Source organism: Psychrobacter sp. Arc9, assembly GCF_041431295.1.
GTDB lineage: Bacteria > Pseudomonadota > Gammaproteobacteria > Pseudomonadales > Moraxellaceae > Psychrobacter.
The window spans coordinates 1-14230 of the sequence record NZ_JASMRK010000010.1 but is presented as its reverse complement, the minus strand read 5'-3'; the positions used below and the strand labels follow the sequence as shown (position 1 = coordinate 14230).

Here is a 14230-nt window from a genome sequence, read left to right as displayed (position 1 = left end):
GGTGGGTTTTTGCATTTGAAAAACTATCCTAATGTTTTATTGAAGCTGTTAAAGTGTTTGTATATAAAATCTAGGAGTTCAAAATGTCTTATGATGATGCACTAACTAAAGTATTCGATGCTTCTCATACGAAAGTCTTAGAAAATAAAGAGTTAGCTTTATATTGTAATGCAGATTCTCCACTGTTTGAACAAGCTGAGCAATATTTTGCAAGGTTGAAAAGTCTGAAAACTGAAATATTTTCGTCAAAAATAAATTACAGAAACCAAGTTGTTGATGATAGCTTGAGAATTATAGATGCTTTTAAACCGGAGCTAAGTATAAGTACAAAAGATGTTAAAGAAGAACAGAAACCTTTTATTAAGGATCACTACTTTGATGTACTGAATAAACTTAACAACGCTTTAAAGATAGCAAATTTCAACCTAGAACTATTTAGCAAGTTCAACTTTTTCCATAATAATATCGTAGCAATAGGTGCAAATGGTAGCGGTAAATCTACTTTATCAGCAAAATTAAAAGAGTACTTACCAAAGTCCGCAATGACAATTTCGGCTCAAAAATTGCTAATCATTCCTGTTTTTAAGAATGTTACTAACCCGATTGACACTACAAAAGACTTACAAGAGTCACAGTCTCATGAAAAATCTACTAGATTCAAGTCAGTTTCAGATTCTAACTATTCTCCAGAAACTGATGTAATCAAAAATGAGTTTAAAGTTCTATTAAATAATCTATTATCAGAAAATAATACTTTAAATAACAAATATGTTCAGTCTGTGAGGAACGGAGAAAATTGTAGTGTGCCAGAATCTAAGCTAATTAAAGCTATAGAAATTTGGAATTCACTTATTGAGCATAGAGTTTTAGAGTGCTCTGATGGTATTAATATTAATTTGAAGGCTTTAACTTCTGAAGATAGTTATCCTGCATATCAAATGAGTGATGGTGAAAAAGTTGTTTTATACTATATAGCACATGTACTACAAGCACCTCAGGATGGTTTTATTATTGTTGATGAACCAGAAATATATCTCCATAAAACACTTCTAAGTAAGCTGTGGGATATCCTAGAAACAGAGCGAGAGGATTGTATATTTGTCTATCTTACTCATGATTTAGAGTTTGCTACCAGCCGAAACACTGCTAAAAAAGTATGGATAAAATCTTTCAATCATCCTGATAAATGGGAGATAGAAAACATACCAAGTAATGAGCTTCCTGAAGCCTTACTTTTGAAACTCTTAGGTAGCCGTAAACGTATTCTATTTTGTGAAAGCGAAAGTGGTAAAATCGATGAGAAAATTTATAATATTTTATTACCGAACTTCACTATTACGCCAGTTAAAACATGCTTCGATGTTATCAATTATACAAAAGCGTTTAACGAGCTACCTAACAAGACAGCAGAGTCATTCGGCTTGATCGATTCAGATCACCATGATCCTGATAGGCTATTAAGTCTACAAGCTCAAAACGTGTTTTCATTGAACGTGTCAGAAGTTGAAAACTTACTATTTGACGAAGGCTTTCTAAGAGATTTTAGTAGGCAGATGATGTGTAATGGAGATGTGGTTTCTACTATAAAAAGAGCCGTAATAGAAAAGCTGTCTAATACTAAAGAGCTACAAGTCGCAAACTATATATCTGCCAAAATAAATTACTATTTTAAAAGCTCTCATGTTTCTAAAGGGAATACACGAGACGAAGTCAAAAATCATTATTCCCATTTTACGGATAATATCAATATCGACAAGTGGCATGATACTCGAGAAATTGAATTACAAGATATTATAGATAGTCAAGATTATGATAGAGCATTATTTGTGATTAATGATAAAGGCTTAAAAACTATAGCTAATAGAAACTTCAACATAGGCAACTTTCAAGAAAAAGCTCTTAATTACCTACAGTTCAATCGTGATAGCCATCAGCATTTACTAAAACATTTGCCTAGTGAGTTAACAGCAGGGTAAATCAAAAAGGGTTACCAGTTCAAACTGATAACCCTTTTTAAGGTATTTAAGAAAACTGACCCATTCTTATAACTTTATTAACTGATTTTGCTTATATTTTAATTCAACTGCAATGACCCTTTCGCATTCATCAGTAGCTCAACCACATCATCACCACTAATCACTTCAAAGCGCTTGTCGATATCTGACTCTTCTACACCGTTGTGTTTCATACAAGCGCCGCAGACCAATACTTGCCCACCTTTTTCGATAAAGGCTTCTAGTAACTTACCAGCTGGCTCAAACGGATCGCCGATATCTACATTGTCTAGCGCGTTTGGTTTTGCCAGATGTACGGCATCCACTATTAATATCACAGTAGCAGAATGACCTTTTTTCAGTGCCACGCCTGCCATGGTAAATGCTAAAGTAATTTTGCTTGGGTTCGATTCGCTATTATCAAATAACGTACCGACATAATCTGTTGTATTAGCCATATTATTCTCCTTATAAGACTATATTTGTTTTGTCTGAGTATGTACTCACTACTATCCTAACATTTATTATATGTATTTATATAATGAGTTGTTATGAAATAGTAGCTATAAGGTTGCTTGCTTGTACTATCTGTTAAATAAGTTAAAAGTAATGGATTTCTAGCTTATAAAGTTAAGTTAGTCAGCTGTATCGACAGGCGGCCACGGTCGATCAGCATCACTTTTGATCCACTCAGCCACGTAACCCGTTGGCGGTAGATCCCAGTCAGATTGGCCAAGTGCAGCCAATACTTGTGCCGTGTCAATCACTCTGCCACCTTTGGTCACACCGGTACGCAGTAGACCAGATGAGCAGGGCTGTCCTTTGACCCACATTGATTGCTCAATATATAGCCAGCGCGCGTCGATGCCGACGATTTTGGTTTTGAGCGTGACTTTTTGAAAGGCGCGAATACGCTTACGGTATTGAATAGTGCTGCCAGCGATGACCAAACCCCAACGTTGTTTTAACAACTGCTTGCCAAGCCCAGTCCGTACCGCAAAGTCCATACGACCCAAATCATAAAGCGTAAATACGCGGCCGTTATTCATCTCCAAAAAATTATCTATATCGGATAAGCGGCAGCGGAACTGAATCTCACTGGTGTCCTTAAACGTCAGTGTATCGCCCTTTTTTGCTTTTAGAGCAGCATGAGCAATGGTGCTAGCATAACGGATAAATGGGTACATAAAACACTCTCAAAAGGTTATAAACGTTGGCGTTATTATTTTGTCATTGATGACAGTGATTATTTATTGTCAGAGCCCATATCCTGAGAAGACTCTCTAGTAGAAGCCACACCAATCCAATTAAAATAAGCGCTGACAGTTTCAGGTATCCAGTTAATATCGAATTTTGAAGTCTTGGACTCTTTATCATTGGGGACAGATGATTTGCTTTTGGACTGACCGTTGTCTGAGCGATAACGCAAATAACCGATGTGTCCACCGTGCTCAGTATCTAAGATAGTGACAGCCTCAGAGACATCGTTTGGGGTAGCAGTGAAGCCAATAAAAGGGTCGTCTTTTGCACTGATTAATAGCAGAGGGTGAGTGACGTTGCGCAAATATGGCATGGCGGATGCAGTATGGTAATAGTCGTTTTTGGAGCGATATCCGTGACGCGGCGCAGTAAAGATGTCATCGAAATCACTGATACGATTGGCAGCTTTGATAGAGTTGATTTCATCCTGCGTGAGATCGTTTGCCAATGCTTTTTTGATAATTGGGTTTAGCAGATAAGGCGTATAGATACGATGACTCAAAAAGCTGTGCATAGTAATGGCAGCTGAGGACATATCGACTGGCGCGGAGATAACAACGGCACCTTTACATAGGACTTTGTCCTCATATTCGCCCATGTATTTGGCCAGTGCATTGCCTCCTAATGAGACACCAACGGCATAGATATTGGCATACTGCTCACGCAAATTCTGTAGCGCATGATGCACCTCGTCCGTATCGCCGGCATTATAAAAAACTGTGCCACTAGCAGGAATACCACCGCAACTGCGAAAATGCGCCACTACAAAATGCCAGCCTTGCGCGTGCATTTGGTACGCCAGTGCGCGCGCATAATGACTGTCACTACTGCCTTCCATGCCGTGGAAGAGGACAATCAATGGGGTTTGCTCAAGCTCGCCATCTTTTGATGCTTCTATAGGGTGCGCATCATAGAAGTCATAGGCAATATCACTCTCGTCCAATGAGTCTTTTTCGACCACGCGGCGGTAGGTGGGTGCCTTCGGCGCAAAAAACTTGGGTAAGATGCTTTGCAGATGGGGATTGGTCAGCCAAAATGGTGGCTTAAAAGGTGCTGGAGAAAAAGGTTTGGTTGAAGTTGGCATATATTGGTCTTATTTAATAATCGTGGAAAAACAAATAGAGTAGTGTGATAAGGGTTTTTTATCATAACGCCAGTACCTGTGAAAACCAATAATTTTCAGTGAACGCATAATTACTGAAAACAGCTACTGAAAATTAGCTACTGAAAACAGCTACTGAAAACAGCTACTGAAAATTAGCTACTGAAAACAGCTACTGAAAACAGCTACTGAAAACAGCTACTGAAAACAGCTACTGAAAACAGCTACTGAAAAGTAGGTGCTAAAAATAATTTACCGAACAACAGCTCCTGAAACAATTTAACGAATAAATATACTGAAAAAAGAACTATCTAAAACGGCCGATAAGTAGTTAGTCAGAATTTTTTAGTCTTCTGATTTATCCAATACTCGACCATCCATTGCTAAGCGGGCTTTTAGACTTTCAACATCTGCTTCAGCAAGTGTAGCGGTTAAAGTCACTTGTTTGCTATAGGCGACATCGTCGATATGACCGCCAAGGCTCTCTATCATATAGCGGCATTGCGCTTCAGTCGCAAATTCTGCCAGTATCTGAATCTGGGTCATCGGTACATAAGGGTTTAATATCATTTCATCGACGGCCGCTTGAGCAGAGCCTGCATAAGCACGGGTAAGACCGCCAGCACCTAATTTGATACCACCGAAGTAACGCACCACGACGATAATCACATTGCCGATCGACTTATGCTGAAGGACATTTAATATTGGCCTGCCTGCCGTACCACTTGGCTCGCCATCATCATCGAAACCAGCACTAGTGGTATTATCTGGATCACCGATGATGTATGCCCAACAAAAATGCCGTGCATCGGCATATTGCTCGCGAAGTTGTTCCACGTGAAACATTGCTTGCTCGCGAGAGGTCACCGGATAGGCATAAGCAATAAACTCAGATTTTTTAATTTCGAGTCTCGTGGTAACGGCACGTTTTAGCGTTTGATAGCTCATATTTCATCAGGCTTAGGTTGGATATGTTAAACTGGTCTGACTTTCACTGGCTTTGTATTGAGCACAGTGTTCATTTAATTTTTCATTATAGTACCATTTCTAACCATCGAAGATAACGAGCCGCTCACGGCTGAGTGCTGGCGTCGTTAGTTTCTGATTTAGGGCTGGTATAATAAAACCGATGGTAGTAAATAGTATGCGTTTAGATAAATTCATTAGTAAAGCCACTGAGCTGTCGCGCAAAGAGTCAAAGAAGATCATGCACGCCGGCGAAATCACCGTAAACGATCAAGTTGTTAAAGATCCTGGCTTACATGTCGATGTCGTCAATGATGATGTGATGTGGGCAGGCGAGCCATTATCGGTCGCTGCGGGTAATCGCTATATCTTGTTGTATAAGCCTGAAGGCTTCGAGTGCACGCTAAAAGTTAAAGAGTATCCAATTGTCACCGAACTGATTGCTGTACCAGAATTGGGTAGTCTGCGTATCGCTGGACGTCTCGATGTTGATACTACTGGTGCGTTACTGATGAGTGATGATGGCGGCTGGCTGCACCGTGTCACCAGTCCTAAGCACGAGCATGCAAAGGTGTACGAGCTGACTTTGGCAGATGCAATGGATAGTGATGCACAAGAGAAAGCCGTGAAGAAAGTGGCGGAAGGCATCTTGCTTGAGGGTGATTATGAGCCAACCAAGCCTGCTATTCTTGAGTTCATTGATGAAAAACATGCACGCCTAACATTAGAGCAGGGCAAATACCATCAGGTCAAACGGATGATGGGTTACTTCGGTAATAGAGTAACTGAGCTGCACCGCGCCAGTATCGGTCATATCAATCTAGAAGGCCTAGAAAAAGGCGACAGTCGTTTCTTAACGCCAGAAGAAGTTGCCAAGTTTTAATAAATGAGCACTGAGATTATTAAGCTTTGGCATTGATACTTATCTTGAAATTATCGTTTTAAACCCATTAGCAGCCGCTACCCAGTGTGCTGCTTTTTGCGGTCTGCTATATTAAGTTTATGTCTACTATCTGGCTGTGTTGCCTATCTCTTAAAGCTAAGTAGCAGTTTTGCGACATTAGCCATTTAGTGTTTTGCAAAACTATCCCATATACTACAGTCTTTTTTATCTATATTTTTATGACAGACAACCCTGAAACCAACTCTAAAAATCTGACTAATCAGAAAATGTATTGCTACCTTTGAGTTAGTAATAGCTTTGGAATTGGTCTTAATATCGAAAATCGTCATTATTAAAAACCAGATAGGAATCTCTCTGTGACATTACCTGTATTAAAGTCCGCTAGCCTAATCAGCGTCATACTATTAGCAACCACTGCTTGCGCTCAGCCAAGTTCAGCGGATGCCAACAGTAATAACGTAACGCAAAGCACTACAAATTCGCAAGTAGCTCAGGCAGTGAGTGCGACTGTCGATAAGCGATTGCGCCAAGTACTGACTCAAGCAGGCATCAAAACACAGATTACTTCTATTGTGCCATCCAAACTGCCCAATATGTATCAAGTGAATTTGGCTGGCCAGTTGCCGCTGCACATCACCGAAGATGGTTGCTACGTCATTCAAGGTGAGCTACAGAAGAATCCAAGTAAGCAAGTTATCACCGAAACACCAGTACGTAGCACAAGTGCACAGGTAGGCGAACCTGTCAGTGCCTCAGTCAAATCGTCTATGCTAGCAAATATGGCTGCGCTTAAGAATATGAGTGCTAAAACGCCATTCTTTTATACCGCAGTACCGGGTGTTATCTGGGGAGCAACGCTAGAAGGCATGCCGTTTTTACTATCGGACGATACGCAGTATATTACCGATGGTGAAATATCAGTCATCGAAAATGGTCAATTTATCGGCCTCGATGAGAACTTTGAAAAGCGTAAAAACCAGTCTGTGTTTGCGTCATTGGACAAAGGCCAACTGATTACTTATCCAGCAACCACTACTGAGAGAGCTGTTATCTATGTAGCTGATGATGTGAACTGCCCTTATTGTCGCCGATTACATCAGCAAGTCCCCTCGCTCAATGCAAAAGGCGTGACAGTCAATGTTATCGGCTATCCGATATATGAGGCGTCACCAAAGCAGATGCGTGGTATCTGGTGCCAAGCGGATGAAGACAGTCGTCGTCAGGCATTTGACAAGGCAATGCTGACAGGTGAAATGACACCTGCATCAGCAAGTTGTACGGTTGACCATGTAACACCCAATCGTGAAAAAGCAGCTGGACTCGCGGTAATGGCGACGCCTGCAATCTATCGTGAAGATGGCGTGCTATATCAGGCGAGTTTTGAGAGTCCAGAATTTCTAGAATTCTTGGGCGTTGAATAATCGACTGGTATGGTTAAGTGTTTTTTAGTTTAAAAAATTAAGATATTTGACTGCTAAACAACGTAAAAAGACCGCCTTATGAATCAGTTCATAAGGCGGTCTTTTTGGGTTCTATTCAGAAGTTTTTGCATCTCAAAAGCTGTATTAAATAATTTATGGTAAGACGATATCAACAATTTTCCAATTGATAAGCCCTTCACGCTGCATCTCGATAGTAAGAGGATAGCCTTTTACCTGACCACTAATACTAAAACAATTGATACCGCAGTAGCTCAGCGTTGGCTTTTCACTGTCATTGCCTTGGGCGACTTGCTGCTCAAGTTCTGCCGCTTGTTTTTTCATGACTTGCTGCATTTGGCTTTTGACCACGGCATCGACATCACCGCGCTGAATGATTAAGCTCTGAATTAGGTTTTTCAAGTCGACTTGATCGCTAGCGATGGCCCATGCTGCGGCTAGCTCTTTGGTTGCTGTATTGGCTTGACCTTGGGTATTAATCACTTTTTCGATATTCTGCGGCGTGATAGCACCTTCAACCGCCTGCGCGATAAAACCATTCGCGGCTTCGGTCAACGGCTCACCGCCCAATTCAGAAATTAATGGATACTTAGTCATTGTCGTCGCAAACTGGCTGGTTAGCTGATTTTGGACGCTTGGTCGCACTTGCTCGTAATCAATAGCCGCTGCGATAGTGGCACCGTCTTTATCGTCATAAGCGTTTTTGAGCTGATAAGCGCTGTAGTAAGGCGAGCCTGCATATACTGCTATCGCAATGATGATTAATAGAATAACCAGCTTTTTCATAAGACTTAATACCTTGTCGCAATCGTCATCACTATGAGTATAAATGACCGTAGATGTGACGGTAAATATTAGCACGACTGGGCACCGCTCAGGTACGAAAAGCTTTGCAGTAACCTTAATGAATCGTTTGGCTTTTGCCGCAGCGATGCCAACTGCTAATTTCATCATTTAAGAGCTTGATAAATCAGCAGACCATCTCCATAAATAGCGCAAACTTTTTATAATTGATTTGGCTAAGCAGCCTACACCGTATTTGTTGGTTAAGTCTAAGCATTATGGTTCTATAGCATGGTGAATTATTGTGTTTCATGTGAAACGTTATATATATCTATTAGCTAAGAACCACGAATAAGATTAAGACAACTATCAATTGAGCTGATGATTTGACGAACCGGTGTGGCTGTAAAGACGATAGGAGAGAGCATGAGTAAGCGCGATTTTTATGAAATATTAGGTGTCAGCAAGACCGCTGACAGCAAAGAAATTAAGCGAGCCTACCGTAAGCTTGCCATGAAATACCATCCAGATCGCAACTCTGATGATCCTGATTCGGAAGACAAATTCAAAGAAGCTTCAATGGCTTATGAAGTATTGAGCGACGAAGAGAAACGTTCAGCCTACGACCGTATGGGCCATGCAGCCTTTGAAAACGGCATGGGTGGCGGCGGCTTCGGCGGCGCAGGTGGCGGCAACTTCCAAGATATCTTTGGCGATATCTTTGGTAACTTCGGTGATATCTTCGGTCAGCAACGTGGCGGCGGCGGTGGGCGTTCGCGTCGCGGCTCTGACTTGCGTTATGTGATTGAGCTGACATTAGAAGAAGCTGTACGTGGCTGCAAAAAAGAAATCAGTTTCACGGCTCCTGCGCCTTGTGATACCTGTGATGGTAAAGGGGCAAAAAATGCTTCCGATGTGGTTACCTGTCAGACTTGTCATGGCCAAGGTCAAGTACGTATGCAGCAAGGTTTCTTTGCGGTACAGCAAGCTTGTCCTCATTGCGGCGGTACTGGTAAACAGATCAAAAACCCTTGTTCAGACTGTCATGGCAACGGCGTAAAAGACAAATCACGCACGTTAGAAGTCTCTATCCCTGCAGGCGTCGATGACGGTGATCGCGTTCGTCTAGCAGGCGAAGGCGAAGCGGGCGGCGCTGGCGTACAAAATGGCGATCTATATGTCGAAGTACGCGTCAAACAGCACAATGTATTTACCCGCCAAGGCGCTGACCTATATATGGATGTGCCAGTAAGCATCACTGATGCAGCATTGGGTAAAGAAGTCGAAATCCCAACCTTAGATGGCAAAGTAAAAATCAAAGTGGCAGAAGGTACGCAAAGCGGTAAGTTACTGCGTGTACGCGGCAAAGGTGTGACGCCAGTCCGAACTACTATGAAAGGTGACTTGATTTGCCGTGTGGTTATCGAAACGCCAGTGAATCTGACTCGTGAGCAAAAAGACTTGCTACGCCAATTCCAGGACACGTTGGATGACGACAGCAAGCATCAACAGTCGCCACATAAAAAGTCGTTCTTCAAAAAAATCGGCGATTTATTCGATTAAGAAACAGTCTAACTAAGTAGCTAGTATTAAACTAAGCCCAAAGGTTTCACATGAAACCTTTGGGCTTTTTATTGATGGTATAAAAAGCCATTCATGTGATGATATTTGCTAAACTTACGATAAATATGGTCAAAAATAATTTCACCAAATATAAAACATCTAAGGTAAAAACATGAGCGAACAAGTAAATAATAAATCTATCAACGTTGGGGTAATCGGTGCAGGCGGGCGTATGGGTCGTATGCTTATTGAGGCAGTACAAAACAATCCACAAACTGCATTAAAAGCAGCGATTGAGCGTCAAGGCTCTAGCCTAGTCGGTGCTGATGCCGGCGAAGTTGCTGCTATCGGTCATTTAAGTGTACAAATCGTTGATGACTTAGCCGCTGTGATTAGTGATATCGATGTGCTGATTGATTTTAGCTTGCCTGACGCCACTGAAAAAAACATGCAAGTTTGTGCTGAGCATAATGTTGCTATGGTCATCGGTACCACAGGATTCAATGAACAGCAAGAACAAGTACTGGCAAAAGCAAGTGAGAAAATCACTATCGTATATGCGGGTAACTATTCGACAGGCGTTAATTTATCATTGAAGCTACTCGGTATGGCTGCCAAAGCGTTTGGTAATGATGCTGATGTAGAGATCATCGAAGCACATCATAAGCACAAAATCGATGCACCTTCTGGTACCGCATATATGATGGCTGAAGCCGTCGCAGAAGCTCGTGGACAAAACCTAAAAGACGTCGCTATCTATGGCCGCGAAGGACAAACTGGCGAGCGCGAATCTGGGACAATTGGTATCCACGCTGTACGTGGTGGCGAAATCGTAGGCGACCATACTGTGATGTTTATCGCAGATGGCGAAGTGGTCGAGATTACCCATCGTGCGCGTGCGCGCATGACATTTGCCGCTGGCGCCGTACGTGCCGCAACTTGGGTTGTTGAGCAGGAAGTAGGTCAGTACAACATGCAGGACGTGCTTGGATTAAGTGACTAACGACTATTTATAGTTAATGGTTAATGGTTAATGGTTAATGATTGACTACAAAGTTATAACTGATGGCTCGATGACTTAATAGCAGCAAGGGGGCAGGTATGAATAGTATCAAACGTTATATTAGACATAAACTGATTAGTGCTATTTGTACAATCAACCTTGCCAGCCTATCAGCTTTTGCACTGAGTCTAGCGGTTCTACCAGTAACCGTACAAGCTAGTACTGCTCAAACCTATGTTATCCATACTTATGGCGGGGCTAGCCTACTACCTGCAGTAAGGCAGCAATTAAATAGTAGCGCAGACGGTGGTACGGTGACTACCTATCAAGATAAATTGGTACTGCGAACGACGGCACGCAATTATCAGGCGGTACAGCAATTGTTGTCTCAGATTGACCGTCAGCCACAGGCATTGACGGTCGCCGTACGTGTTGGCAATAGTAGTGGCCTGCAAGGTAGTATTCAGCAGGGTCAAGTCATTATTACCAATCGTGGTATTCAAGGTGCAGGGGTTATTAGTCAGCGTAGCAGCCAGCAGCAGAGTACTAATCTATATCAAGTACAAACATTATCTGGCAGTGCGGCGAGTATCAGCACAGGTACGCTCTACTCACTGACTCAAACCTATAATGCTAATAACTATTCAACTTATCATCGTTCAGCTAACGATAATTTCAAACCACAGATCGTGATTCAGCAGCAAATACTACTGCCAACGACACAAGGGATTGCCGTCACACCAAGACTGCTGCCCAATGGACAGGTGGAAGTACAACTATCCCAAGTAGAAGAAAGCTTAGTGCAGCCGAATTCACCTTATAATCAAATGAGTTCTACTGACAACTCTACTGGCAGTGCTAGCAATGCTATTCGAGGTCAAAGATTGAATAGTACGATTATTGTGCCGCGTGGACAGTGGGTGACGATTGGACAAGCTTCACAAAACTCAAGCAGTAGCACCAGTAACGGTAGCCGAACTATTAATACTAATAATAGCGTGCCTATTTCCTTACGAGTTGACTAGTTATGAAATCGTTACGTACAAAAAAGCGCGATACGGGTATTAACCGTGCCGCGCTTTTTTGTGGAGTAGCATTAAGTACTAGTCAATATAAACCACTTCTAGCGGTGGGAAACCATTGAACTCTACCGATGAGTACGAATTGGTATAAGCACCAGTAGTGAGCCAGTAGATTTTATCACCAATCTCAAGCTCTTCTGGTAGCTGATAACCTGCTTCTTCATACATAATATCAGTTGAATCACAGGTTGGGCCTGCCAGTACTACTGTACCTTCGCTGGTAGACGTCTCCATCTTAGGCGTATAGACAGGGTACTTGATAGCTTCACCTAGCGTCTCGATTAAGCCTTGGAATAGACCAACGTCGGTATATACCCAACGAGTCAAATCGGTATCAGACTTACGAGAGATCAGTACCACATCACTGACCAAAACGCCTGAACCACCAACCAACGAACGACCCGGCTCTAAAATAATCTCCGGCATCTCATTATCATCATAGTCGTCAGTCAGATAGCTGGTAATCTCTTCCGCATAGACTTTAATAGGGTTAACTTCGCTGATGTAATTGGTCGGGAAGCCACCACCCAAATTGATCATTTGTAGCTTGATGCCTTCTTCGTTCTTCATCCAGTCAAACATATATTTAACTTTGGCTAACGCATCATCCCATGCAGCGACGTCTTTTTGCTGGCTACCAACGTGGAATGAGATACCATAAGGCACCAAGCCCAGCTCGCGTGCTTGAACCAGTAGGTCGATGGCCATATTAGGATGGCAACCAAACTTACGTGATAATGGCCATTCTGCTGTCTCTGATCCTTGCACCAAGATACGAACAAATATTTTAGAGCCTGGAGCGTGTTTGGCAATGTTTTTTAGATCCGCTTCTGAATCAGTCGCATATAGATCGATGCCTTTTTCAAAGGCATATTTAACATGCTCAGCTTTTTTGATGGTGTTGCCATACGAGATACGAGATGGATCAACGCCGCAACCAAGCACGCGATCAAGCTCATAAATAGAGGCACAGTCAAAGTTAGAACCAAGGTTTGCTAGTAAATTGATTACTTCCACCGCAGGGCTAGCTTTCATTGCATAATGCAGTTTTGCATTAGGAAAAAGACTTACCATTTCATGGTATTTGGTTTCGATTCGACTAAGGTCAACTACCAAGAAAGGCGTCTCGCGACCTTCAGCAGCCTTGGTAAATTTCTGCCAGCTGGCAGGTTCAAAATATTGGTCAATTTTGATCATTGTCATAGTAGTAAACCTTTTGTGGAAACTGTATCGGTTAGAAAAATTATCGCCAAACGGTGAATGCTAAATATTAACACTCACTGTGACGTAACTATGTGAAGGATAAAGACGAAATAAAAAAGATAAGAATAAAGAGTAGGGCTTTAAGAATTGACGGCTTGTGTCTGTTTTTCTGCTGATTGAGCTTCTTGCTTTTCGCGTATTTTAAGAACTTTGCGAACTTTATCACGAGCACGAGTCTGTTTAAGACGAGACAAGTAGTCAACGAAGATTACGCCATTTAGGTGATCCATTTCATGCTGGATACAAACAGCAAGCAGTCCTTCGACTACTTCGTCGATGACCTCACCGTTACCGTCTAACGCTTCAATACGGACTTTATTAGGACGCTCGACCTTGTCATAGACATCAGGTACAGATAAGCAGCCTTCTTCATACGGTTGCTTTTCTTCTACCAGTGGCGTGACTTTTGGATTGATAAAAACTCTAGGAGAGCTTTTGTCTTCAGACAAATCCATAACGATAAGCTGAATATGATGATCCACTTGACTGGCTGCAAGCCCAATGCCTTGAGCATCATACATCGTCTCGATCATGTCTGCGATTAAGGTTTTGATTTCAGCAGTCACTTCCTTGACAGGCTTGGCGATAGTACGCAAGCGAGGATCTGGGTAACTTAAGATAGGGAGTAGTGCCATAACGCTCACCTCAATGATAGGGACAAAATAGGGTTGGTATTATAAGATAAATGGGGACAAAAGTAATGCTTATCAATACTTTCCCGTTCATATCAGGTTTTATAAGTCTGTAGAATAGAGAGGCTTATGTTTATTGATACAAAAAAAACCTCGCTTAGTTGAACTGAACCCCAAATCTTGGACGGTTTACGTTTATTTCAAGGACTGAGTTCTGTACTGTACAGGACTCAGTCCTT

At 42.0% G+C, this 14230-nt stretch carries 14 protein-coding genes; 7 read left to right on the top strand and 7 right to left on the bottom strand.

Annotation, left to right across the window (positions count from 1 at the left end):
- The first annotated feature begins 83 nt into the window (after positions 1–83).
- Positions 84–1976, top strand: a complete 1893-nt coding sequence (locus tag QO187_RS07255) for an AAA family ATPase (RefSeq protein WP_102094822.1) — start codon at positions 84–86, stop codon at positions 1974–1976.
- A gap of 98 nt (positions 1977–2074) precedes the next feature.
- On the opposite strand, the gene QO187_RS07250 is transcribed toward QO187_RS07255, so the two are convergent.
- From QO187_RS07250 to QO187_RS07235, 4 genes are all read right to left on the bottom strand, one after another.
- On the bottom strand, positions 2075–2452 hold the full coding sequence (locus QO187_RS07250; protein WP_102094821.1) for a DsrE family protein: 378 nt from the start codon (positions 2450–2452) through the stop codon (positions 2075–2077).
- A 177-nt stretch (positions 2453–2629) separates the two neighbouring features.
- Positions 2630–3181 carry an acyl-CoA thioesterase gene (locus QO187_RS07245; RefSeq protein WP_057757622.1) on the bottom strand — a complete coding sequence of 184 codons (552 nt, stop codon included), beginning with the start codon at positions 3179–3181 and terminating at the stop codon, positions 2630–2632.
- Positions 3182–3240: 59 nt separating this feature from the next.
- A complete protein-coding gene (locus QO187_RS07240; protein ID WP_102094820.1) occupies positions 3241–4338 on the bottom strand; it encodes a YheT family hydrolase in 1098 nt (365 codons plus the stop codon).
- Between the two features lie 363 nt (positions 4339–4701).
- Entirely contained in the window at positions 4702–5304 is a 603-nt protein-coding gene (locus QO187_RS07235; protein ID WP_102094819.1) for a YigZ family protein, read from the bottom strand.
- A 196-nt stretch (positions 5305–5500) separates the two neighbouring features.
- On the opposite strand from QO187_RS07235, the gene QO187_RS07230 reads away from it, so the two are divergent.
- Complete coding sequence (locus QO187_RS07230) at positions 5501–6205, top strand: pseudouridine synthase (RefSeq protein WP_102091327.1); 705 nt, start codon at positions 5501–5503, stop codon at positions 6203–6205.
- A gap of 377 nt (positions 6206–6582) precedes the next feature.
- Positions 6583–7647, top strand: a complete 1065-nt coding sequence (locus QO187_RS07225; RefSeq protein ID WP_102094818.1) for a thioredoxin fold domain-containing protein — start codon at positions 6583–6585, stop codon at positions 7645–7647.
- A gap of 153 nt (positions 7648–7800) precedes the next feature.
- Here QO187_RS07225 and QO187_RS07220 read toward each other — a convergent pair whose 3' ends face one another.
- Positions 7801–8451, bottom strand: a complete 651-nt coding sequence (locus tag QO187_RS07220) for a DUF2939 domain-containing protein (RefSeq protein ID WP_102094817.1) — start codon at positions 8449–8451, stop codon at positions 7801–7803.
- 43 nt (positions 8452–8494) lie between these two features.
- On the opposite strand from QO187_RS07220, the gene QO187_RS07215 reads away from it, so the two are divergent.
- The 4 genes from QO187_RS07215 to QO187_RS07200 all read left to right on the top strand — a co-directional run bounded on the left by QO187_RS07215 (position 8495) and on the right by QO187_RS07200 (position 12039).
- The gene (locus QO187_RS07215) at positions 8495–8623 is read left to right on the top strand and encodes a hypothetical protein (RefSeq protein ID WP_264757037.1); all 129 of its coding nucleotides are present in this window, start codon (positions 8495–8497) and stop codon (positions 8621–8623) included.
- A gap of 251 nt (positions 8624–8874) precedes the next feature.
- Positions 8875–10011 carry a molecular chaperone DnaJ gene (gene dnaJ, locus QO187_RS07210; protein ID WP_057757637.1) on the top strand — a complete coding sequence of 379 codons (1137 nt, stop codon included), beginning with the start codon at positions 8875–8877 and terminating at the stop codon, positions 10009–10011.
- Positions 10012–10183: 172 nt separating this feature from the next.
- Positions 10184–11014 carry a 4-hydroxy-tetrahydrodipicolinate reductase gene (gene dapB, locus QO187_RS07205; RefSeq protein ID WP_102094816.1) on the top strand — a complete coding sequence of 277 codons (831 nt, stop codon included), beginning with the start codon at positions 10184–10186 and terminating at the stop codon, positions 11012–11014.
- A 98-nt stretch (positions 11015–11112) separates the two neighbouring features.
- Positions 11113–12039: a hypothetical protein gene (locus tag QO187_RS07200; RefSeq protein ID WP_102094815.1), complete on the top strand. Its 927-nt coding sequence runs from the start codon at positions 11113–11115 to the stop codon at positions 12037–12039.
- A gap of 78 nt (positions 12040–12117) precedes the next feature.
- Here the strand turns inward: QO187_RS07200 and QO187_RS07195 are convergent, their stop codons facing one another.
- On the bottom strand, positions 12118–13293 hold the full coding sequence (locus QO187_RS07195) for a type III PLP-dependent enzyme (protein ID WP_102094882.1): 1176 nt from the start codon (positions 13291–13293) through the stop codon (positions 12118–12120).
- 146 nt (positions 13294–13439) lie between these two features.
- The gene (gene def, locus QO187_RS07190) at positions 13440–13994 is read right to left on the bottom strand and encodes a peptide deformylase (protein ID WP_057757649.1); all 555 of its coding nucleotides are present in this window, start codon (positions 13992–13994) and stop codon (positions 13440–13442) included.
- Between the last annotated feature and the right edge of the window lie 236 nt (positions 13995–14230).